19 protein-coding genes are annotated in these 22991 nt (G+C 64.4%); 11 read left to right on the forward strand and 8 right to left on the reverse strand.

Annotated features, from left to right (window positions below):
• The first annotated feature begins 436 nt into the window (after positions 1-436).
• Positions 437-1609, forward strand: coding sequence for an extracellular catalytic domain type 1 short-chain-length polyhydroxyalkanoate depolymerase (locus AC3WLX_RS25585; protein WP_492338024.1), 1173 nt, complete (start codon positions 437-439; stop codon positions 1607-1609).
• 63 nt (positions 1610-1672) lie between these two features.
• Here the strand turns inward: AC3WLX_RS25585 and AC3WLX_RS25590 are convergent, their stop codons facing one another.
• A complete protein-coding gene (locus AC3WLX_RS25590) occupies positions 1673-2353 on the reverse strand; it encodes an MBL fold metallo-hydrolase (protein WP_291624198.1) in 681 nt (226 codons plus the stop codon).
• Positions 2354-2514: 161 nt separating this feature from the next.
• On the opposite strand from AC3WLX_RS25590, the gene AC3WLX_RS25595 reads away from it, so the two are divergent.
• Positions 2515-4113, forward strand: a complete 1599-nt coding sequence (locus AC3WLX_RS25595) for an alpha-amylase family glycosyl hydrolase (protein ID WP_492338025.1) — start codon at positions 2515-2517, stop codon at positions 4111-4113.
• 198 nt (positions 4114-4311) lie between these two features.
• Positions 4312-4803 (forward strand): MmcB family DNA repair protein, encoded by a 492-nt coding sequence (locus AC3WLX_RS25600; protein WP_291624202.1) that lies wholly within the window; start codon positions 4312-4314, stop codon positions 4801-4803.
• Positions 4804-4878: 75 nt separating this feature from the next.
• Here AC3WLX_RS25600 and AC3WLX_RS25605 read toward each other — a convergent pair whose 3' ends face one another.
• From AC3WLX_RS25605 to AC3WLX_RS25615, 3 genes are all read right to left on the reverse strand, one after another.
• Positions 4879-5868 (reverse strand): c-type cytochrome, encoded by a 990-nt coding sequence (locus tag AC3WLX_RS25605; protein ID WP_492338026.1) that lies wholly within the window; start codon positions 5866-5868, stop codon positions 4879-4881.
• Positions 5869-6167: 299 nt separating this feature from the next.
• Positions 6168-6722 carry an ActR/PrrA/RegA family redox response regulator transcription factor gene (locus AC3WLX_RS25610; protein ID WP_291624206.1) on the reverse strand — a complete coding sequence of 185 codons (555 nt, stop codon included), beginning with the start codon at positions 6720-6722 and terminating at the stop codon, positions 6168-6170.
• A 194-nt stretch (positions 6723-6916) separates the two neighbouring features.
• Positions 6917-8239 (reverse strand): ActS/PrrB/RegB family redox-sensitive histidine kinase, encoded by a 1323-nt coding sequence (locus tag AC3WLX_RS25615; RefSeq protein WP_492338410.1) that lies wholly within the window; start codon positions 8237-8239, stop codon positions 6917-6919.
• Positions 8240-8357: 118 nt separating this feature from the next.
• On the opposite strand from AC3WLX_RS25615, the gene AC3WLX_RS25620 reads away from it, so the two are divergent.
• The 4 genes from AC3WLX_RS25620 to AC3WLX_RS25635 all read left to right on the forward strand — a co-directional run bounded on the left by AC3WLX_RS25620 (position 8358) and on the right by AC3WLX_RS25635 (position 12637).
• Entirely contained in the window at positions 8358-9161 is an 804-nt protein-coding gene (locus AC3WLX_RS25620; protein ID WP_492338027.1) for an ABC transporter ATP-binding protein, read from the forward strand.
• A 151-nt stretch (positions 9162-9312) separates the two neighbouring features.
• Entirely contained in the window at positions 9313-10131 is an 819-nt protein-coding gene (locus AC3WLX_RS25625; RefSeq protein ID WP_291623650.1) for an ABC transporter permease, read from the forward strand.
• A 121-nt stretch (positions 10132-10252) separates the two neighbouring features.
• Positions 10253-11581, forward strand: a complete 1329-nt coding sequence (locus AC3WLX_RS25630; protein WP_492338028.1) for a polyhydroxyalkanoate depolymerase — start codon at positions 10253-10255, stop codon at positions 11579-11581.
• A gap of 216 nt (positions 11582-11797) precedes the next feature.
• Positions 11798-12637, forward strand: coding sequence for a M48 family metallopeptidase (locus AC3WLX_RS25635; protein ID WP_492338029.1), 840 nt, complete (start codon positions 11798-11800; stop codon positions 12635-12637).
• A 322-nt stretch (positions 12638-12959) separates the two neighbouring features.
• Here AC3WLX_RS25635 and AC3WLX_RS25640 read toward each other — a convergent pair whose 3' ends face one another.
• Positions 12960-15170 carry a transglycosylase domain-containing protein gene (locus AC3WLX_RS25640; protein WP_492338030.1) on the reverse strand — a complete coding sequence of 737 codons (2211 nt, stop codon included), beginning with the start codon at positions 15168-15170 and terminating at the stop codon, positions 12960-12962.
• 168 nt (positions 15171-15338) lie between these two features.
• On the opposite strand from AC3WLX_RS25640, the gene AC3WLX_RS25645 reads away from it, so the two are divergent.
• A complete protein-coding gene (locus AC3WLX_RS25645; protein ID WP_492338031.1) occupies positions 15339-15764 on the forward strand; it encodes a DUF1330 domain-containing protein in 426 nt (141 codons plus the stop codon).
• Positions 15765-15896: 132 nt separating this feature from the next.
• On the opposite strand, the gene AC3WLX_RS25650 is transcribed toward AC3WLX_RS25645, so the two are convergent.
• On the reverse strand, positions 15897-17120 hold the full coding sequence (locus AC3WLX_RS25650) for an ABC transporter substrate-binding protein (protein WP_492338032.1): 1224 nt from the start codon (positions 17118-17120) through the stop codon (positions 15897-15899).
• Between the two features lie 133 nt (positions 17121-17253).
• On the reverse strand, positions 17254-17616 hold the full coding sequence (locus tag AC3WLX_RS25655) for a DUF1304 domain-containing protein (protein ID WP_492338033.1): 363 nt from the start codon (positions 17614-17616) through the stop codon (positions 17254-17256).
• 92 nt (positions 17617-17708) lie between these two features.
• On the opposite strand from AC3WLX_RS25655, the gene AC3WLX_RS25660 reads away from it, so the two are divergent.
• Positions 17709-18239 (forward strand): methylated-DNA--[protein]-cysteine S-methyltransferase, encoded by a 531-nt coding sequence (locus tag AC3WLX_RS25660; RefSeq protein WP_492338034.1) that lies wholly within the window; start codon positions 17709-17711, stop codon positions 18237-18239.
• Positions 18240-18396: 157 nt separating this feature from the next.
• On the opposite strand, the gene AC3WLX_RS25665 is transcribed toward AC3WLX_RS25660, so the two are convergent.
• Positions 18397-21186, reverse strand: coding sequence for a [protein-PII] uridylyltransferase (locus tag AC3WLX_RS25665; protein WP_492338035.1), 2790 nt, complete (start codon positions 21184-21186; stop codon positions 18397-18399).
• A gap of 248 nt (positions 21187-21434) precedes the next feature.
• Between AC3WLX_RS25665 and AC3WLX_RS25670 the strand changes: the two genes are divergently transcribed.
• Complete coding sequence (locus AC3WLX_RS25670; protein WP_492338036.1) at positions 21435-21944, forward strand: OsmC family protein; 510 nt, start codon at positions 21435-21437, stop codon at positions 21942-21944.
• 168 nt (positions 21945-22112) lie between these two features.
• Positions 22113-22913 carry a hypothetical protein gene (locus tag AC3WLX_RS25675; RefSeq protein WP_492338037.1) on the forward strand — a complete coding sequence of 267 codons (801 nt, stop codon included), beginning with the start codon at positions 22113-22115 and terminating at the stop codon, positions 22911-22913.
• Positions 22914-22991 lie beyond the last annotated feature (78 nt).

Genomic DNA, 22991 nt, shown 5'->3' on the forward strand with positions numbered 1-22991 from the left:
TGCGCTCACGCTACGTGCCTGATCGCGCGAACGCAATCATGCGATGTCCCGCGCGGCGGAATGCAGGCATGCGTTGTGACGCGTGTGACGTCCGGTATCCCTCGACATCGCGCGACGCAGAATCTCGTGAGATGGGGACATGATTGGGCTGGCCGGCTCATTCCCGTCCCGACACCTTCCTGTCGAGGCTTCAATCAGCGCGCAGATCCCGCGTCGTTCTTGCTGCTTTTGTGACATTCATCGTGCCCTGCGCCGCATTTTTGGCGTGGATGCGCCGCGTCGCTGCACGAAGTTGAGGCATTACGGTTAATGCGTGCTGATTCCACCGGGTTTTCCCGGGTATCGGTGAGATTGACAGCGCACGGTCTTTTTATTTTGCATCGCAGCAACTATTTGGTTGGGCTGGACGTTGATCGTCGCCCACCAGGACATTGCCGTGTCGCTAGCCAAGAACATCGACTTGCTGAAACGTCTGCACAGGCTGGACGGGCTGCGCCTTGCCGGGCTCGGCCGCAGCGCTGATTCATCCAGCCCGCTGCAGGAGGTGACGGAGTTCGGCGACAATCCCGGCGCCTTGCGCATGTTTGCGTTCGCGCCGCCGCAATTGCAGAAGCCCCGCGCGCTGGTCGTCGTGCTGCATGGCTGCGGGCAGACTGCCGCCGCCTACGATCTCGGCGCGGGCTGGTCGACGCTGGCACAGCATTACGGCTTCGCGCTGTTGATGCCCGAACAGCAGCGCGCCAACAACGCCAATACCTGCTTCAACTGGTTCAATCCGGAGGATACCGCACGGGACTCCGGCGAGCCGCGCTCGATCCGCGCGATGATCGCGCACATGGTGAAGGCGCACCGCATCGATCCCAGGCGCGTCTTCGTCACCGGCCTCTCCGCCGGCGGCGGCATGACGTCGGTGATGCTCGCGACCTATCCGGAGTTTTTCGCGGCGGGCGCGATCATTGCCGGGCTGCCTTACGGCATCGCTGCGAATCTGCGCGAGGCGCTCGACGGCATGTTTCATTCTCCTGCGCGTCCCGCGCGCGAGCTCGGCGATCTCGTGCGCCGTGCCACCGATCATCGCGGGCCCTGGCCGAAGATCTCGGTATGGCACGGCAGTGCCGACCGCACCGTCAATCCCGGCAATGCCAACGAGATCGTCAAGCAGTGGCTCGACCTGCATGACCTGCCGGAGATGCCGATGGCGGAGACGGTCGTCGACGGCCATCCGCGCCAGGCCTGGTGGAACAGGGACGGCGAGACCCTGGTCGAATCCTACGCCATCACCGACATGGCCCACGGCACGCCGCTCGGCCTTGCCGACAACGACCAGCGCTACGGCGTCGAAGGCGCCTTCCTGATCGAGGCCGGCATCTCCTCGTCCTATCACATCGCCAAATTCTTCGGCCTGACCGGCTTCATCGCCGATGCGGCGGCGAAAAAGGCCGACGTCAAGCCCGCGAAGCCGGCGCTGACGTCCGCGCCACATCTCGCCCGCTCGATTCGAACTGCCGTTGCCGAACAGCCGGCTGACGCCAAGCACGAGAGCCCTCGCGGCCTCGACCTTGGCCAGATCATCACGCGCGCGCTGACGGCCGCAGGCTTGATGAAGTAGCCCCGCCGTCGTCCCGGATGGCGGGGTTCGAGACAGCGGCGCGTGGCCGCCAACGCGAATTGCTCACATCTCGCCCGTGATGAACGGATTGGTCATCCGCTCCTGGCCGATGCTGGAGCCCGCGCCGTGGCCACAGATGAAGCCGACATCGTCCCCGAGTGGCAGCAATTTCGACTTGATCGAGTTGATCAGCGTGGCGTGACTACCGCCGGGCAGGTCGGTGCGGCCGACCGAGCCGGCGAACAGGACGTCGCCGACATGGGCAAAGCGCAGATCCTTGTTGAAGAACACCACGCTGCCGGGCGAATGGCCCGGGCAGTGCAGGATATCGAATTGCAAGGCGCCGATCGAGACGCTGTCGCCTTCGTCGAGCCAGCGGTCCGGCGCAAAGTTGCGCACGCCCGTCATGCCGAAGCGCGCGCCGCTCTCGACCACGTTGTCGAGCAGAAACTTGTCAGCTTCATGCGGTCCCTCGATCGGCACCTTCAGCGCATCGCGCAGGTCCGCCGCGCCGCCGACATGGTCGATATGGCCATGGGTCAGCCAGATCTTCTCCACGGTGACCCCGGTCTGCCTGATCGCGTCCAGGATCTTCGGCACGTCGCCGCCGGGGTCGATCACCACGGCCTTCTTGGTCGGCTCGTCCCAGATGATGGTGCAGTTCTGCTCGAATAGCGTCACGGGAACGATGATCGCGCCCGCCTTGGCTTGCGGGGATTCTTGGGTGTCGTCTTGCTCGGTCATGGCCTCACAATGCCGATTTTTGCCGGGCCGCCAAGCAAAAGATTCGGAGCCTCTGCCGGAACAACCGTCACACGGCGGGCCCAATTGGTCCGCCAATTTGAACCGGGGCATGGCTGTCGCGTTCTTCCGCGCAAGGCGGCAGATTTCGGGTGGTCTTCGGCATGGCTCACGACAACGAAAATTGGTGGCGCGACGGCGTCTTCTACCAGATCTATCCGCGCTCCTTTCAGGACTCGAACGATGACGGGGTCGGCGATCTCGCCGGCATCCTCACGCGGCTGCCTTACGTCAAGTCGCTGGGCGTCGACGCGATCTGGCTGTCGCCGATCTTTCCCTCGCCGATGGCGGATTTCGGCTACGACATCTCCGATTATGTCGGCATCGAGCCGCTGTTCGGCACCATGGCCGATTTCGATGCCTTGCTCCAAGCCGCCCACGACAACGGCCTGAAGCTGATCCTCGACCTCGTGCCGAACCACACCTCCGACCAGCACCCCTGGTTCATCGAGAGTCGGTCGTCGCGCGACAATCCCAAGCGCGACTGGTACATCTGGCGCGATCCGGCGCCCGGTGGCGGCGTGCCCAACAATTGGCTGTCCGAGTTCGGCGGCAGCGCGTGGCAGTTCGACGAGGCTACCGGTCAATATTACTACCACGCCTTTCTCGCCCAGCAGCCGGACCTGAACTGGCGCAATCCGGACGTCCGCGCCGCGATCTACGACGTGATGCGGTTCTGGCTCGACAAGGGCGTCGACGGCTTTCGCGTCGACGTGATCTGGCACCTGATCAAGGACGCCGAATTCCGCGATAATCCCCCGAACCCGCATTATGTCCAGGGCCGCCCGCCGAACGAGAGGATCCTGACTCAATATTCGACCGACCAGCCGGAGGTCCACGACGTCATCGCCGAGATGCGGCGCGTCACCGATTCCTATGGCGGGCGCGTCCTGATCGGCGAGATCTATCTGCCGCTGCATCGCCTCATGGCCTATTACGGCAACGATCTCACCGGTGCGCAGATGCCGTTCAATTTCGCGCTGCTCTCGACCTTCTGGAGCGCGCGTTCGATTGAAAAGATCATCGAGGATTACGAGAACGCGCTGCCGCGCGGCGCCTGGCCGAACTGGGTGCTCGGCAACCACGATCGCCCGCGCGTGGCGAGCCGCGTCGGGCCTGAACAGGCCCGCGTTGCCGCCATGCTGTTGCTGACGCTGCGCGGCACGCCGACGCTTTACTACGGCGACGAGATCGGCATGCACCAGCTCGCGATCGCGCCGGAGTTCGTTCAAGACCCATTTGAGAAGAACGTGCCCGGCATCGGTGTCGGCCGCGACGGCTGTCGCACGCCGATGCAATGGGATTCCTCGACCTTCGCCGGCTTTTCGCAAGCGAGACCGTGGCTGCCGCTGCCGGAGGATTACATCCGCGAGAACGTCGCCAATCTCGAAGCCGATCCGCGCTCGATCCTCAGCCTCTACAAGCGTCTGATCGAAGTGCGAAGGAACTGTCCCCCGCTGGTTGCGGGCGATTATCATCCGGTCTCCGCGCAGGGCGACCTCCTGATCTACCGCCGCGAGGCCGGCGGCAAGGCCGTCATCGTGGCGCTCAATCTCGGCCCCGAGCCGGTCGCGGTGACGACGAGCGCGATCAAGTTCGGCAGCAGCATCCTGCTGTCGACGTTCCTGGATCGCGAAGGCGAGGAGATCGAAGGCGTGCTGGACCTGCGCGGCAATGAGGGCGTCGTGGTGGCGCCGCCGTAAGCTGTCGTCCCGGGGCGCGCGAAGCGCGAGCTATGATGCGCAGTTACGCATCTGAGGTCCCATAACCGCAGGAAGGAGTTTTGCGACGACTCGGAGTTGCCGTTTTGCCCCACACGTCTTCCTGTGGTTATGGATTCCGGGCTCGCGCTGCGCGCGCCCCGGAATGACGGGCGGAGGGGAATCGGCTATCCTGTCCCCATGGACAACACCGCCCGCAACATTTCCCTCGTGCCGCTGCCGGATCGCCGCCAGTCGGAGACGGCGCTCGCCATCGCGCGCGGAACGTCGCGGCTGTTACGCTCGCTCGGCTTCTCCAGCATCAGCGAATTGCCGCTGCCGTCGGGCCGGCGCGCGGATCTCGTGGCGCTGAACGAGCGTGGCGAGATCTGGATCGTCGAGATCAAGTCGTCGGTGGAGGATCTCCGCGCCGATCAGAAATGGCATGAATACCGCGCCCATTGCGACCGGCTGTTCTTCGCCTTCACGCAGGACCTGCCGTGCGAGATCTTCCCTGAAGACACCGGCCTGATCGTCGCCGACGCCTATGGCGCACACATGCATTGCGAGGCGCCCGAGCACAAGCTCGCTGCCGCCACACGCAAGCAGATGACGCTGCGGTTCGCGATGGCGGCGGCCTTGCGCATCAACCGGCTGGTCGATCCGCAAGGCCATGCGGACTTCTGGGAATAGGCCGCGCTGAACGAAGCGCGGCGTGATCCGGAGCCTTCGTGATCCCCGAGGGCACCGATTTGCAATGGGCCGTGGCTACTTCTTGGCGTGCGCCGCCCGGATCGGACCGAAAGGCCCGTACATGTGCTGCTGCTGATCGAATCCGTCGGCATACGGTCCGTAAGGGGTGTCGACCGGCTTCTTCGAAAGGTCCGGATAGTCCTTGTCGAGACCGGTCTTTCTCGGACGCGGTTGAGAGATCATATAGGCGGCCACGTCCCAGGCCTGCTCGACCGTGAGCTGCGGATTCAGGTAGTCCGTTCCGTGCGGCATGTTGAAGTGCACGAAGTTCGCCGCAGTAATCAGCCGCGCCATGCCGGCACCGTCATTGAAACTATCGGGGCCCCAGAGCGGCGGCACCATGTAGCCGAGATCGACGCTCGGCAGGCTGCGGCGTATTCCGGAGCCGTCCTCGTTGTGACAGGAGAGACAAGCGTTCGCATAGATCGCCTTGCCACGAGCGGGGTCGGCCGCTCGATCGAGCTCAGGCATTGATCCGGCGCCGAGTCCCGACAAGGCTTTGCCTGCCGGCACGCCGGACGAGAGAAATTTGATGTAAGCCACAAAGGCCTGCATTTCCGGACTGTCGAGCGGCAGCGCGCGGCCATTCATGCTGCGGGTCATGCACGAGTTCACGCGGTCCTCGATCGTGATCTCGGCGCCCAGGCGGGCACTGTATTGCGGGAAGAGCTCGACCAATCCGAAGATCGGCAAGCCGAACTTCTTCGTACCGGCTTCGAGATGGCAGTTGCTGCAGGCGAGATTGTTGCCGGCATAGCGCTTGGCTGGATCCGGCACCTCCGGCCCGATATGGGCGTAGGTCGCCGTGATGAGGTCGCGCCCGCGTCGCACGAGCCGGCCATGGGCGTCTTCAGGCAGCGCGCCGACTTCCGGTACCGTCCAGACCGGCGGGGAGGCTTGCTGAGCACGCCCCGCACCTGGTGCGGCTGCTGCGACGACAGCGACGGCAATGGCACGTAGCGTCCAGAAGCAAAGCGATGCAAGCAGCGGCTTAAGGTGAACCATCGGTCTCTCGGGATGTTCGAGGCGCCGCTATGATCCGCCGTCCGGAGTTAACGCCGAGTTCAGCGAGCGCTCGACGTCAGCGCCCGGCTTTGTCGGATTGGAGCTGGGGTTATCAGTCCGGGCACGCCCTGCGAAGTCCGGCAGCTCATCGTCCTGAGGGGCTTGCTCCGCCCCTCCGCCGCTGATTTTTCTCACGAAATGGCCACGCCACGTCAAAGCGCCCAGCACCTGACCACGTCGCACATCTCCGCCTCGGCCGTGAGGGGCGGAGATCTTCGTTTCCCGCGTGAGCGCCGGGATTAACGCGGCGCGCGCTTGGCCAAAATGCGCTGCAAGGTGCGCCGGTGCATGTTGAGCCGGCGCGCCGTTTCCGAGACGTTGCGGTTGCACATCTCGTAGATGCGCTGGATGTGTTCCCAGCGCACGCGGTCGGCCGACATCGGATTGGCCGGCAGCTCGGATTTCTCCGCGCTGGTCGACAGCAGCGCGGCGACGACGTCGTCGGCATCCGCGGGCTTGGAGAGATAGTCGATCGCGCCCATCTTCACGGCGGTCACGGCGGTGGCGATGTTGCCGTAGCCGGTCAGCACGATCGCGCGCGCATCCGGGCGCTTCTTCTTCAGCGCCGAGACCACGTCGAGACCGTTGCCGTCGCCGAGCCTGAGATCCACCACCGCGAAGGCCGGCGCGGACCTTCCGATCTGCGCAAGACCGTCGGAGACGGTATCGCATGACGTCACCGAAAAGCCGCGGGTCTCCATGGCGCGCGACAACCGCTCCAGGAACGGCTTGTCGTCCTCCACGATGAGCAGCGAGCGGTCGGCTTGTTCGTTCAGTTCGGCGATGGCGTTCAAGGCTGTTTCCTCTCTCCAACGCATTGACATATGGCGTTGCGATCGCGCGGTGCCAAGGCGGCAAATCGTCGATCCGCCCCGTCGTGCGACGCAAGGTCGCGGTCTCGAGCGCGATGAATTGTCATCCCGCTCGCGATTCTTGTTTTCAGCATGATCCTATCGGAAAACCGCAGAACACTTTTCCGGGATCATGCCTATCCTATTGTTTCTTCGAGCGTCTCGGTAGCCTCAAAACGCTGTCTCGGCCATGTGATTTGCACCACCGCGCCGTGGTCGGGAAAGATCCGGTTGGTAAACGAGACCTTGGCGCCGGTGCGTTCGAGCAAGGTGCGCGCGATGAACACGCCGAGGCCGAGACCGCGCCGCTCGCCGCCGCCGTCGTCCTGGGGACGGCGTCGCGACAGATACGGCTCGCCGATCCGGTTGAGAATATCGGGCGGAATGCCCGGTCCGTCGTCGGAGATCACGAGCTCGATATGGTCATTGTTCCACCAGGCGTTCACCTCGACGGTGGTGCGGGCGAAATCGACGGCGTTCTCGACAATGTTGCCGATGCCGTAGAGAATCGCCGGATTGCGCGAGCCGACCGGCTCGGACGCGGCGGCCACCGCGATCCGCACCTTGATGTCGACGCCGAAATCGCGGTGCGGGGCCACCACCTCCTCCATCAGCTCCGACAGCTTCATGCGGTCGAATGGGGCGCCGGTGGAGGAGAGCTGGGTGATCTTGCTCAATATGTCGCGGCAGCGCTGGGTCTGCTCGCGCAAGGTCTTCAGGTCGGCGGCGATGGTCGGGTCCTTCACCGTCTTTTCCAGCTCGCGCGAGATCAGGAAGATCGTCGCGAGCGGCGTGCCGAGCTCGTGCGCGGCCGCAGCAGCGAGGCCGTCGAGCTGGGTCAGGTGCTGCTCGCGTGTCAGCACCAGCTCCGTTGCGGCCAGCGCGTCCGCGAGCTTGCGCGCCTCCTCGGTCACCTGGAACGAGTAAAGGCTGGTAACGCCGATCGCGAGCGCGATCGAGAGCCAGACGCCGACGAGATAGACCGGCGGCAGCACCAGGGGATCCTCGGAATCCCAGGGCAGCGGAAAATGGTAGAAGAACAGCACAGACGCGCAGGCGACGGCAAGCAGGCCGAGGCCGAACGTGAAACGGGCCGGCAGTGCGGTGGCCGAGATCAGCACGGGCGCGAGGAACAGGAACGAGAACGGGTTCTGCAGGCCGCCGGTGAAGAACAACAGGCCGGCCAGCTCCACGATGTTCAGCGCGAGGAGCCCGGCCGCCTGCATCGGCTCCAGCCGCCGCATTGGATTGGCCGCGGTCTGCAGCACCAGATTGAGCGCCGCCGACAGTGCGATGATGCTGACACAGGGGACGATCTCGACGTTGAATTCCAGTCCTTGCGCCACGATGAAGATCGCGGCGAGCTGCCCCAGCACTGCGAGCCAGCGCAGCCGCAGGATCGTGTCCAGCCTGATATGCCGCTGTGCGTGGTGAAAGTCGGAATCGGCAATTTCGGTCATATCGGCCAATGTGGCGGCGCCTTCCAAGGTCACGAACGCGGGCTGACGGAACCGCCCGGTGAGCAGCCCATACATCAAGCCTTGCGCTTGCCGATGCAATAGCAGAAGAACGGCCAGCATGACCGAGAATGACGAGGCTTCAAGTCGGCCGACTGTCGCGGATCGCAATTCGTCCGCGGCAATCGCGGTCGATCACCTCGTCAAGGTCTACAAGCAGACCCGCGCCGTCGACGACATCTCCTTTTCGCTGCCGCGCGGCAGCATCACCGGGCTGCTCGGCGGCAACGGCGCCGGCAAGACCACGACCATCGCGATGATCATGGGCCTGGTGCTGCCGACCTCCGGCCGCGTGCAGGTGCTCGGTCACGAGATGCCCGGCGAGAGTGCATCCGTGCTGGGGCGGATGAATTTCGAAAGCCCCTATGTCGACATGCCGATGCGGCTCACGGTGCGGCAGAATCTCACCGTGTTCGGCAAGCTCTATGCGGTGAAGAATCTTGCTGGCCGCATCGCCGAACTTGCCGAGGCGCTCGACCTCGGCGATTTCATCGACCGCGCCAACGGCAAGCTCTCCGCCGGGCAGAAAACCCGCGTCGCGTTGGCGAAGGCGCTGATCAACCAGCCCGAGCTGCTGCTCCTGGACGAACCGACGGCCTCGCTCGACCCTGATACCGCCGACTGGGTGCGCGCGCATCTGGAGCGCTATCGGAAGGAGAACAACGCCACCATCCTCCTCGCCTCGCACAACATGCTCGAGGTCGAGCGACTCTGCGACCGCGTCATCATCATGAAGCGCGGCCGCATCGAGGACGACGACACGCCCGAAGCCATCATGGCCCGCTACAACCGCACCACGCTGGAGGAGGTCTTTCTGGACGTCGCCCGCGGCCGGGTGAATGGGGCGACGGAGGCGGTGAGGTGAGGCAGCCCACGTGTCTCATCCGTCATTCCGGGGCGCGCGGAGCGCGAGCCCGGAATCCATTTCGCCGCGTGTGCTGCGGGCCGATGGATTCCGGGCTCGATGCTGCGCATCGCCCCGGAATGACAGCTCCTTTCGAGATGAAGGAGCGGCCATGACCGACCTCTCCCTCCACTCCGGCATCTCCATCCACCGCATCGGCGCGATGATCCTGCGCTATTGGTACCTCTTGCTGTCATCCTGGCCGCGGCTGCTCGAGCTGCTCTATTGGCCGGCGCTGCAGGTCATCACCTGGGGCTTCCTCCAGCACTACATCGCCGAGAACGCCAACTTCTTCGCGCGCGCCGGCGGCACGCTGATCGGTGCCGTGATCCTCTGGGACATCCTGTTCCGGGGACAGCTCGGCTTCTCCATCTCCTTCCTCGAGGAGATGTGGGCGCGCAATCTCGGCAATCTCATGATGAGCCCCTTGAGGCCGATCGAGTTTCTGCTGTCGCTGATGGTCATGAGCCTGATCCGGCTTGCGATCGGGATCATTCCGATGACGCTGCTAGCGCTGTTCCTGTTTCACTTCAACGTCTACGCCCTCGGCCTGCCGCTGATCGCGTTCTTCTGCAACCTGATCTTCACGAGCTGGTCGGTCGGGATCTTCGTCTCGGGCCTAGTCTTGCGAAACGGCCTCGGCGCCGAGAGCATCGTCTGGACCCTGATGTTCGCGATCCTGCCGCTGGCCTGCGTGTATTATCCCGTCAGCGTGCTGCCCGGCTGGCTGCAATACGTCGCCTGGGCGTTGCCGCCGACCTACGCCTTCGAGGGCATGCGGGCGCTGCTGATCGAGCACACCTTCAGGACCGATCTGATGCTGCAGGCGTTGGCCATCAATGCCGTGCTTCTGGCTGCATCTTTTTGGGCATTCCTTGCCCTTTTGCGCAGCGCTCGGGAGCATGGCTCGCTGCTGTCGGGAGGCGAATAGGGTCACTTTCCCGTGGATTCAGGCTGATTTAGCCACCTCGGCTACGTAGATGTACGGAAGCATGCATTGACGCAATATTACGCATTCGGCAGTATGCTGCGATGCGAAGAGGAATATAGCGATGCCCATTGGTGAGTTCGGCGGCGCCCCGCCCCTGGCTGCAGAAGGCAGTCCAGTCCTGACGACGCCGATGTACTGGATGTACGAGATGGCCCATGCCGCTCTCAATCCGGCACGTGCGGTCACCGACGCGACCAAGCTGCTGTTTCAAAATCCCCTCAATCCCTGGACGCGCACCGAGGTCGGCAAGTCGGTCGCTGCGGCCTGCGAATTGTTCGAGCGCACCACGCGCCGCTACGGCAAGCCGGAATGGGGCCTCAACGACACCGAGGTCAACGGCATTCGCGTTCCCGTCGAAGTCCGCTCGGTCTGGGAAAAGCCGTTCTGCAACCTGCTCTACTTCGATCGCAAGTTCACCCGCCCGCTGCGCAGCCCGCAGCCACGCGTGCTGATCGTGGCGCCGATGTCCGGCCATTATGCGACGCTGCTTCGCGGCACGGTGGAAGCTTTCCTGCCGGCGCATGAGGTCTACATCACCGACTGGGCCGATGCCCGTATGGTGCCGCTCAGCGAAGGCCGCTTCGATCTCGACGACTACATCGATTATGTCATCGAGATGCTGCATGTCCTCGGCGGCAACACCCATGTCATCGCGGTGTGCCAGCCTTCCGTCCCCGTCCTCGCCGCCGTCTCGATCATGGAAGCGCGGCGCGATCCCTTCGTGCCGACCTCGATGACGCTGATGGGCGGGCCGATCGACACTCGCAGCAATCCGACCGCGGTGAACAACCTCGCCCAGGAGCGCGGCATCGACTGGTTCCGCAACCACGTCATCACCAAGGTGCCGTTCCCGCATCCGGGCATGATGCGCGACGTCTATCCGGGATTCCTGCAGCTCAACGGCTTCATCAGCATGAATTTCGACCGGCACATGGATGCGCACAAGCAGCTTTTCGCCAATCTGGTGAAGGGCGACGGCGATCTCGTCGACAAGCATCGCGATTTCTACGACGAATATCTCGCAGTGATGGATCTCTCGGCCGAGTATTACCTTCAGACGGTCGACACCGTGTTCGTGAAGCACTCGCTGCCGAAGGGCGAGATGACTCATCGCGGAACCCGCGTCGATCCTTCCATGGTCAAGCGCGTCGCGCTGATGACGGTCGAAGGCGAGAACGACGACATCTCCGGTCTCGGTCAGACCGAAGCGACGCACACTTTGTGCTCCTCGATTCCCGATCATCGCCGCGTTCATTACGTCCAGAAAGGTGTCGGACATTACGGCGTGTTCAACGGATCGCGATTCAAGTCGGAGATCGTGCCGCGGATTCACGACTTCATGGTTTCGGCTGCGAATCCTGCGTCGTTGCGGGCTCTCGCGGCTGAATAGACAGCGATTTCGGCTTTCCCGTCGAAATTTCAGCCCGGCCGGGTCCTCCGGCAGGGGCAAGTTCCCTCCAGATTCGCGGTATTTGGGTAGTCTTCTAGGAGTGAGTCAGTGCTCACCTCTTGGGGGTGCCACATGCGTCCAGCGAGGGCGAAAAAAGCCGGTTCCAACCCCAGTCTGTAGGGTCTCCCGGACGCCGGACCGCTGTATATTGGGCAAATGATTTGTTTTTGCGCCGAGCGCTTCCCATGGCGGCGGTTATGGCAGAATCCGGGCGCTCTCCTGCCCCCCGGACTGACAGACATGGCCACTCGCGCACTCCTTTATCGTCGGCCCCACGAGCCGAAGACCCTGGTCATCACCCACGGATCGCAATTCTTTGCGATTCGGCTGCGCCGGCACCGCCGCGCGCGCCGCTACACGCTCAGAATTCACCCAAGCGACCGTGAAGCCATCCTCACCATGCCGCCGCGCGGCACGCTCGCCGAAGCCAAGGACTTCGCGCAGCGTCACGGCGCATGGATCGCGGCACGTCTCGGCCGCCTGCCGAAGGCGGCGCCGTTCCAGCCGGGCACGGTGATACCGCTGCGCGGCACGCCGCATCGCATCGTTCATCGCGCAGGCGCCCGCGGCACGGTGTGGACCGAGACGCGTGACAGCGGCGAGCGCATTCTCTGCGTCGCCGGCGGCCTCGAGCACGTCGACCGCCGTGTCAGCGACTTTCTGAAGCGCGAGGCGCGTAAGGATCTCCAGCGGTCGGCGGAAGCCTACGCCGCCGAACTCGGCGTCAGGGTCAAGCGGCTTTCGATCCGCGACCAGTCCAGCCGCTGGGGCTCCTGCACCTCGGCCGGCTCGCTGTCGTTCTCCTGGCGCCTGATCCTCGCGCCGCCCTTCGTGCTCGACTATCTCGCCGCCCACGAAGTCGCCCATCTCGTCGAGATGAATCACTCGGCGCGTTTCTGGCGCGTCTGCGGCAAGGTCTGCCCGTCAATGGAGCGCGCCAAGAAGTGGCTCGACACGTACGGGAACGACCTGCACCGGTATGGCGTCGAGGATTAGGACTGGTCCGAGTAGGGCCACGCTGCAATTCAGGAACACCGTCTCGCCCGCGAAAGCGGGCGATTCAGTACGCCGTGACGTCAGTGATTGAATCGAGACGCTGCGGCGTACTGGATCCCTGCTTTCGCGGGGAATGACCGGCGGAGGACAAGGCAGCATCAGCGCTCGATTCTCGCCACAATTTGCGACGCTTGCGCCGTTTGCCTGATTACCTCCGTCGCATCAAACGCTTCGAACGATTTACCCAGCGTCACGCCTGAGGTCGCGTTCTACTGTGCATGGGGTTGTTTTCGCAGTTTTGTTGTGAGGCCCTCAACAAGGCCTATCGATTGCCGCCGAACAGCCGATCCATCAGCCAGCCATCGAGCCCGGCGGCCGGCTCGGGCCGCACATTGGCGCGCGTCGGAGGCGGCGGGCGATAGCCGCCCGCGTTCGCTTGTGGCGGCGCGGCGGCTGTCGGCGGCGACACCTGCGAGGCCGCCTGCGCGAGGTTCGACAGGCCCCAGCCGCCGGGTGCGCTCGGCAGGGCCGCCACAGGCACGCCCTCATGCGCGGCCTTCATGAAGCGCGACCAGACTTCCACCGGCAGGCCGCCGCCGGTCGCCTTCTTGGTCGGCGAGTTGTCGTCATTGCCAAGCCAGACGCCGGTGACGAGATTGGCGGTGTAGCCGATGAACCAGGCGTCGCGATAATCCTGGCTGGTGCCGGTCTTGCCGGCGGCCGGCCAGCCCGGGATCTCCGCTTTCTTGGCGGTGCCCGAAACCAGCGTCTCCCGCATCATCGCATTCATCATGCCGACGTGGCGCGGGTCGACGACCTGGTTGCGCTCCTCCGGCTGGCGCATGTAGAGCAGCTTGCCGCTGAGCGTCCTGATCCGCGTGACCACATGCGGCGACACCGCGAGGCCGCCATTGGCGAACGGCGCGTAGGCGCCGACCAGCTCGACCATGGAGACTTCGGAGGTACCGAGCGCGATCGAGGCGTTGGGCTCGAGCTTGGACGAGATACCGAGCCGGTGCGCGGTGCGCACCACGTTCTTCGGCCCGACCTCGAGGCCGAGGCGGATCGCGACCGTGTTGAGCGACATCGCCAGCGCCTGCGTCAGCGTCACCGAGCCAAAGTATTCGTGGGTGTAGTTCTCGGGTCTCCAGCCCTTGACCTCGATCGGCGCGTCCTGGCGCATCGTGTCGGGCGTCAGGCCCTGCTCGAGCGCAGTGAGATAGACGAACGGCTTGAACGAGGAGCCCGGCTGCCGCCTGGCGGTGACCGCGCGGTTGTACTGGCTGTCGGAGTAGTTCCGCCCGCCCACCATGGCGCGCACCGCGCCGTCAGGTGTCATCGCCACCAGCGCACCCTGGCTGACGTTGAACTTGACGCTCTTGGCCGCGAGCTCGTCGATGATGGCGGCTTCCGCCACGCTCTGCAGCTTCGGATCAATGGTGGTCTCGACCTTGATGCTTTCGTCGATCTGGCCGACCAGATCGTCCAGCACCTCGCCGATCCAGTCGGCGACGTAATTGACGGTGCCGGCGCCGGCCGGCTTCACGTTGTAGGAGGGATGGCCGATCGACGCCTTGGCCTGCGCATCGGTGATGAAGTTCGCATCCGCCATCGCCGCCAGCACGATCTGCGCGCGCGCTTCGGCGCCTTCCGGGTTGCGGTTCGGCGCAAGGCGCGACGGCGACTTGACGAGGCCGGCGAGCATCGCCGCTTCCGCGACCGTCACGCTCTTGGCCGACTTGCCGAAATATTTCTGCGCAGCCGCCTCCACGCCATAGGCGCCCGAGCCGAAATAGACGCGGTTGAGATAGAGCTCCAGGATCTCGTCCTTGGAGTGCTTGCGCTCAAGCCAGATCGCGAGCTCCGCCTCCTGCAGCTTGCGCCGGATGGTGCGCTCCTGCGTGAGAAACAGGTTCTTCGCGAGCTGCTGCGTCAGCGTCGAGCCGCCCTGTGACACGCCGCGATGCATGACGTTGGTGACCAGCGCGCGCGCGATGCCGACCGGGTCGATGCCGAAATGCGAATAGAAGCGGCGGTCCTCGATGGCGATGAACGCCTTGGGCAAATACGGCGGCAAATCCTTCAGCGCGACATTGGCGCCGGCCATCTCGCCGCGCTGCGCCAGTAGGCTGCCGTCGATCCCGACGATCTGGATCGTCGGCGGGCGCTTGGGGATCTCCAGCGACTGGATCGGCGGCAGATGCGCGCCGACATAGACCACGACGCCGGTCACGGCGATGGCGCCCCACAAGCTCAGCACCGCGCCCCAATAGACCAGGCGGCCGAGGCTGAAGCCGCCACGCGACTTCGCGCGCCGCTTGGCGCCGCTGCGGCTGCTCGGTGGCTTGCGCTCACGCGGCGGCTCGTCGCCGGCATCGTCGCTCTTGCGCTTGGTGGATGATTTCGCTGATTTCTTCGGCTTGTCCTCGCCGCCGGGAATGCGGTCCGCCGGGTTAAGGCGCAGATCGGCGAGCGCTGCAGGCAAGCCGAACAGCGGCTCCTTCCGCGCACCCTTTTTCTTTCCCCACGCCATACGCAAAACGCCCGGTCAGACCGCCCCGCCGAGACGCTAGCGGCCGCTGTTTAAGGCCCGGTTACCCCGGCGTTAACGCGCGATTAGGAGATGGGGCATTCGCCCCTCGCGGTTCCGCATTCGCGGCGGCGAGGGTAGGATCGCCTATCAATAAGTAGAGGGAGCGCCATGGGCCATATCGATCCGACCAAGGAGATCTTCGCGCAGTTCCGGGACAACGACCGCCCCGGTCCGATCCACATGCTCAACCTGGTCCGCCTGCGCAAAGAGGCGGCCTATCCCGATGGCCGTAAGGCCAGCGGCGCGGAGGCCTATGCCGCCTATGGCCGCGAAAGCGGTCCGGTCTTCGAACGCCTCGGCGGCCGCATCGTCTGGCAGGGCAAATTCGAGCTGATGCTGATCGGTCCGCAGGAGGAACGCTGGGACCATTGCTTCATCGCCGAATATCCCAGCGTCTCCGCCTTCGTCGAGATGATCCGCGATCCCGTCTACCGCGAGGCAGTCAAGCACCGCCAGGCCGCGGTGGAGGATTCGCGGCTGATCCGGCATGCCGTGCTGCCGGTGGGAAAGAATTTCGGCGAGATAGCGACGTAGATTGTAGGGTGGGTTAGCGCAGCGGCGGCGCGAAGCGCAGTCCGCTGGGCGTAACCCACCTCTTCTCGTTCCCGTGTATCGGCAGATGTGGTGGGTTACGCCTTCGGCTAACCCACCCTACGAGACCAGCGCCTAGCCCGACGGGCCGGTGTCCTCGATGATCGGTCCGAACAGCTCCCAGCGTTCGCCGTTGAACTTCATCATCTGCATCTGCTTGTTGACGCGGTAGTCGTTCGGGCCGGTGGTGATCTTGATCCCCGGCAGCGCCAGGCTCGGGGTGAAGCCCTTGATGTTCGCGGCCTGCTTCATGACGTTCTCGCGCGTCAGGTCGTCGCCGCATTGCTTCAAGACCTGCACCAGCAGCTCCGCCACCGAATAGGCGTAGGTGTTGATTGTGTTGAGCTTGTCGCCCTCCGGGAAATACTTGTCCATGAAGGCGAAGAAGGCCTTCACGCCCGGATCGTCCTTCCACTGGGGATCGCCCGGATCCTTGCCGTAATTGGTCGAGATGATGCCCTTGGAGATGTCGAGGCCGGCCGGCTTCAGCGTCGCCGACACCGGGCTCGCATTGATGTCGAGGATGTGCACCGGCGTCCAGCCGAGGTCGGCGAGCTTCTTGATCGCCTGTGCCGCGAATTTCGGCGTGGAGGCGTCATAGAACAGATCGACGCCCATCGACTTCAGCTTGACCACCTGGGAATCGACGGTCGGGTCGGTCACCTCGTAGGAGACCTCGCCGACGATCATGTTGGCCTTGTCGCCGAGGCCGCTCTTGAGGCCGGCGAGATAGTCGCGGCCCATGTCGTCGTTCTGGTAGAGCACGCCGATCTTGGCGTTGGGGTGGTTGGCGAGAATGTATTTGGCGTAGATCCGCCCCTCGGACACGTAGTTGGGATTATAGGCCATGGTCCAGGGGTAGTTCTGCGGATCGTTGAATCGCGCGGCGCCGGTCGAAGCCAGGAGCTGCGGGATCTTCTTGCCGTTGAGGTATTTCTGCACGGCGGCGTTCGCGGCGGTCCCGATCAGCTGGAAGGTGAACAGCACTTCGTCGCCTTCGACGAGCTTGCGCACCTGCTCGACGGTCTTCGGCGGCGAATAGGCGTCGTCATACTGGATCAGGTTGATCTTGCGACCGTTGATGCCGCCCTGATCGTTGATCATCTTGAAGTAAGCGGCCTGGGTCTTGCCGATATTGGCATAGACGGAGTAGGCGCCGGAGAACGGCACTGTCTGGCCGATCTTGATCTCGGTGTCGGTCGCGCCGGTGTCGTATTTCTTCTGGGCGAGGGCCTGGCTGGTCGAGACTGCGAAGGCGAATGCCGCCGTGGCAGCCATGAAGGCTCTGCGATTGCTCATATTGGAACGTTCCTCCTGACGGAATTATCGGCCGATGGTCTTTTCCGTTGATTGCAACGGTCGCCATCGCTGCCGAAGATTGTGGAGGAAGCTTCGCCGCCGCGCAAGGATCGGGGCGCTGCGCCGTAGCGTCTCAGGCGAGAAACAAGGCGGCCAAGGCGATGGCCGCCGGCAGCGCCTGCACCATCAGGATCCGCGTGCTCACGGTCGCGGCGCCATAGGCGCCGGCCACGATCACGCAGAGCAGGAAGAAGACCTTGATCTGGAACGCGAAGGCGGGGTTGCCGTGGACAAGTCCCCAGATCAGGCCGGCAGCGAGAAAGCCGTTATAAAGGCCCTGATTGGCGGCCAGCACTTTGGTGATCTCGGCCTTTTCGGGCGAATTCCGAAACACCTTCAGTCCCAGAGGCTTGTCCCAGAGAAACATCTCCAGGGCCAGGAAGTACACGTGCAGTGCCGCGACCAGCGCCACCAGGAAATTGGCGATCCAGATCAAGTTGAGCCCCCCAAAAGCGTCAGCTTTCGGGTGGACGTTAGCACGGCCACCATGGCAAGTGCGACGGCATGTTTCGATGCAATGGTGGCACCATGCCCGCGCGATCAGCCAAACTGTCCGCAAGCTTCGATCTCGACCGCCTAGCGACGCCAATCGGGATCGCGCTGCTCGTCACCGACGCCGAGGGCGCGTTGCGCGCGCTCGACTGGGAAGACTATGAGCATCGCATGCGCCAGCTGTTGCGCTTGCACCATGGCGCGGTGGATCTGCGTGACCAGACGGCCCCGGCGGAGCTGCGGACTGCGTTGTCGCGCTATTTCGACGGCGATCTCGGTCAGCTCTCGGGCATCGCATGGCGCGTCGCCGGCACCCCGTTCCAGCAAAAGGTCTGGACCGCGCTCGCGCAAATCCCCGCCGGCGCGACGATGAGCTATGGCGCGCTCGCCGCGCAGATCGGCATGCCCAAAGCCATTCGCGCCGTCGGCCATGCCAACGGCTCCAACCCGATCAGCGTGGTGCTGCCCTGCCATCGCCTCATCGGCGCGGATGGTTCGCTGGTGAAGTACGGCGGCGGCCTCGAGCGCAAGCGCTGGCTGCTACGGCATGAGGGGGTGGAGGTGTAGGCGTGGCGCGCTATCTTCTCCACTCGTCATTCCGGGGCGCGCGTAGCGCGAGCCCGGAATCCATCGGGCGACACCGAGGGTGCCGATAAACGGATTCCGGGTTCGCCGCTTACGCGGCGCCCCGGAATGATAAGTGGAGAGACACGCGCGCGCCCGCTCACGCCGCCGGCTGCACCGCCTTGTCGCCGGCCATCACATGGGTCAGGGCGCTCTTGATCGCGGCCTGGCGCGTCGGCGCATTGATCTGCGCGCCCAGGAGATCGGTGACGTAGAACACGTCGCGGGCGCGCTCGCCGAAGGTCGCGACATGGGCCGAGGCGATGTTGAGGTTGAGCTTCGAGATCGCCGTTGTCAGCTCGTAGAGCAGGCCGGGCCGGTCGAGCCCGGAGACCTCGATCACGGTGTAGCGATCCGACCATTGGTTGTTGATCGTCACTTCCGGCTCGATCACGAACGGCCGCGCCTTGCTGCGCACGGTGCGCCGCGCCACCACTTCGGGCAGGCGCAGCTTGCCTTCCAGCACGTCCTCGATCATCTCGCCGATGCGGGTGGCGCGCCGTCCCTCGTCCTCGTCGCGGTCGTATTCCCGCGAGATCGAGATGGTGTCGAGCGCGCGGCCGTCGGTCGTGGTGTAGATCTGGGCGTCGACGATATTGGCGCCGGCCGAGGCGCAGGCGCCCGCGATGATCGACAGCAGCCAGGGATGGTCGGCGGCGAAGATCGTGAGTTCCGTGACGCCGCGCACCTCGTCGAAGCCGACATTGATCGCGAGCTTGTGGCCGGCCTGCTCGCTGGAGCGGACGAAGCGTGCGTGACGGATCTTGCGCGGCAGCTCCACCTTGAGCCAGTAGGCCGGATAGTGCCGGTCGATATAGGCATCGAGCTCGTCCGCCGGCCATTCGGCAAAGGCGTTGCGGAATTCGGCATAGGCCGCCGTGAGGCGCTTGCCGCGATCGACCTCCGAGAAACCGCCTGTCAGCACCGGCTCGGTTTCATAGTAAAGCGAGCGCAACAGCTGGGCCTTCCAGCCGTTCCACACGCCGGGCCCGACGCCGCGGATGTCGGCTGTCGTCAGGATGGTCAGGAGCTTCATCTGCTCGACCGACTGCACCACGGCGGCAAAATTCTCGATGGTCTTGCGATCCGACAGGTCGCGCGATTGCGCGACGGTGGACATCGTCAGATGCTCCTCGATCAGCCAGGCCACGAGCTCGGTGTCGGCCGCGCTGAAGCCGAGCCGCGGGCAGAGCCGCCGCGCCACCTTGGCGCCGGCGATCGAATGGTCCTCGGGCCGGCCCTTGGCGACGTCGTGCAGCAGGGTGGCGATATAGATCACGGCGCGATGCTCGGGCCGAATCTTACGGAACAGGTCGCTGGCCAGCGCGAATTCTTCGATTCCGCCGCGCTCGATGTCCTGGAGGAAGCCGATGCAGCGGATCAGGTGCTCGTCGACGGTGTAGTGATGATACATGTTGAACTGCATCATCGACACGATCTTGCCGAACGCGCGGATGAAGTGGCCGAGCACGCCGGTCTCGTTCATCCGCCGCAGTACGATCTCGGCGTTGTCGGAAGTCAGAATCTGCATGAACAGCCGGTTGGCCTCGGGATTCTCGCGCAAGCCCGCGTTGATCAGGCCCAGCGAGCGCGTCACGTCGCGCATCGCATCCGGGTGGAAGGCGAGGTTGTTCTTCTGCGCGAGGCGGAAGATGCGGATCAGATTGACCGGATCGTGCTTGAAGATGTCGGGCGCTGCGACGTTGATGCGGTTGTTGTCGACGATGAAGTCGTCGCTGTCGGGGACGCGCCGCTTCACGGTGCTGGGCCGCAGCCGCGCCATCATCCGGCTCAGCACCGGTGCCGGCTTGGCCTGCTGGTCCTCGAGCTTGGCGCAGAGGATGGCGGTGAGGTTGCCGACCTCCTTGGCGACCAGGAAGTAGTGCTTCATAAAGCGTTCGACGTCCTGCATGCCGGGATGCGAGGTGTAGCCGAGGCGTATGGCGATCTCGCGCTGGAGGTCGAAGGACAGGCGCTCTTCGGCGCGGCCGGAGTAGAAATGCAGGTTGCAGCGCACCGACCAGAGGAAGTCGGAGCAGCGGCGGAAGGTGCGATATTCCTGCGCGTCGAACACGCCGCGCGCGACCAGCTCGTGGGTGTCGCGCACGCGGTAAACGTATTTGGCGATCCAGAACAGCGTGTGGAGGTCGCGCAAGGCCCCCTTGCCGTCCTTGACGTTGGGCTCGACCAGATAGCGCGACTGGCCGCCGCGGCGGTGCCGCTCCTCGCGCTCGGCGAGCTTTGCGGTGACGAACTCCGAGGCGGTGCCCTGCACCACTTCCTTATCGAAGCGCTCCACCAGCTCCTCGTAGAGTGGCTTGTCGCCGGTCAGGAAGCGCGTCTCCAGGATCGCGGTGCGGATGGTCATGTCGCCGCGCGCCTGCCGGATCGATTCGTCGACCGAGCGCGTGGCGTGGCCGACCTTCAGCCCCATGTCCCAGAGGCAATACAGGATCGCTTCGGCGACCTGCTCGCCCCAGGCGGTCTGCTTGTAGGGCAGGATGAAGAGCAGATCGATGTCCGATTCCGGCGCCATCAGGCCGCGGCCATAGCCGCCGGTCGCCACCACCGCCATGCGCTCGGCCCCACTCGGGATCGGCGAGCGGTAGAGATGGCGCGTCGCGGCCGAATAGAGGATGCGGATGATCTCGTCCTGCACGTGGCACAGCCGCTCGGCGCAGCGGCGGCCATGACGGTCCTTCAGGAGGATCGCCTGCGCGGCGGCGCGCGCCGCGATCAGTTCCGCCTTGAGCAATTGCGCCATCGCCGTGCGGAATACGTCCTCGCGTCCCTGATGTTTTTCGGCAAGCGCATCGACCGCGGCGGTGATCCGCGCGGTGTCGAATCGATCGTCCACCCCGGCCTTCTGCTCAGTCGCAATGCTGTCCATGTCTCTCCGGATATAAGAGGTGACAGGCGCTGTCACGAGACATTCGCAAGCCAGCCGTCGATGACCTCGGTCACGTAGATTAGGCAGTCGTGGCGTCGGTCGTGAATTTCAGCTTAACATTATGAATATACGGTGGTTTTCGGCTCGAATCCGGTCGCTCATGGCTGATCCCATCAATCGAGAGCTGACACGAAACCGGCCGCCTTCTATACCGCTCTTCGGAAACTCTACCCCGGGGAGAGAACGAGATGGACGCTGTTCAGCTGCGCCAGATGCAGGCTCCGATCAAAGAGCGCTACAAGACCGATCCCAAGACCGCGCTGATCACGCTGAAGGCCAAGGGCTCCACCGATAGCGAAGGCATCGCCTGCAAGGTCGAGACCGGCCGCGCCATCGCGATGGCCGGCCTGCATCCCGCCACCGGCGGTTCCGGGCTCGAGCTCTGCTCCGGCGACATGCTGCTCGAAGCCCTGGTTGCCTGTGCCGGCGTCACGCTGAAATCGGTTGCGACTGCGGTCGAGGTGCCGCTCAAGACCGGCAACGTCTATGCCGAGGGCGATCTCGACTTCCGTGGCACGCTCGGCATCGACAAGGAAACGCCCGTCGGCTTCGCCGAGATTCGCCTGCGCTTCGAGGTCGACACCGACGCGCCGCAGGACAAGCTCGATCTCCTGCTCAAGCTCACCGAGCGCTATTGCGTGGTCTATCAGACCATCAAGAACGGTCCGAAGGTCTCGGTGTCGATGCAGCGGTTGTGACTACCCACCTCTCCCATAGGGAGAGGTCGCGCCGAGGGCGCGGGTGAGGGGTTGCGCTGCCCCGTGGGACCTGAAGCCCTCACCCGATTTGCTGCGCAAATCGACCTCTCCCTCCGGGAGAGGTGCACGAGCCCGCGGAAAACTTCTCAACAATAATATCCCGCGCGAATGTCCCTCGACCTCCACTTCCTCCTCCTCCTTCTCTTGCGCATGGCGATCGCTGCGACTTTCGTGGTCACGGCGTCGATCATCACGGAGCGCTCGGGGCCGGTGATCGGCGCGCTGGTCGCGACTCTCCCGGTGTCGGCCGGTCCGTCCTACGTATTCCTTGCGCTCGATCATGACGCCGCCTTCATCGCGCAGGGCGCGCTGGCGAGCCTGCCGGTCAATGCGGCGACGATCTTCATGTGCCTCACTTACGTCGTGCTGGCGCAGCGGCACACTATCGTGGCGAGTTGCGGAAGCGCTTTCGCCGTCTGGATCCTGCTGGCGTCGATCATCCGCCGGTTCGATTGGTCGCTCACGGCGGGGCTCGCCGCCAACCTGATCGCATTCGGCATCTGCATTCCGCTGCTCGCGCGCTATCGCGGTGTGAAGATGCCGCTGGTGACGCGCCGCTGGTACGACGTGCCGATGCGCGCTGCACTGGTTGCGACCCTCGTTGCCATCGTGGTTTCGACCTCCAGCTGGGTCGGCCCGCGCATCAGCGGCGTCATCGCGCTTTTTCCCGTGGTGTTCTCCAGCATCATGGTGATCCTGCATCCGCGCATCGGCGGCCCGCCGACCGCCGCCGTGCTCGCCAACTCCGCCTGGGGACTGCTCGGGTTTGGCATGGCCATTGCCGTTCTGCACGTTGCAGTCGTGAAATTTGGATCGACGGTTGGTCTTTTTCTCGCGCTTGCAACCTGCGTGATGTGGAATCTGACGCTGTGGTGGAATGGGCGCAGGCGATCGCGCATAAAAGCGTAAGCATTGCGTCCAGGATTCTTGCGGCTCCAAGCTCCGTAGTTCTGCGGTGGCTGCCGGCGCGTTTTCGACGCGGTCGTT

This window comes from Bradyrhizobium sp. FW305-F6, from assembly GCF_058782905.1.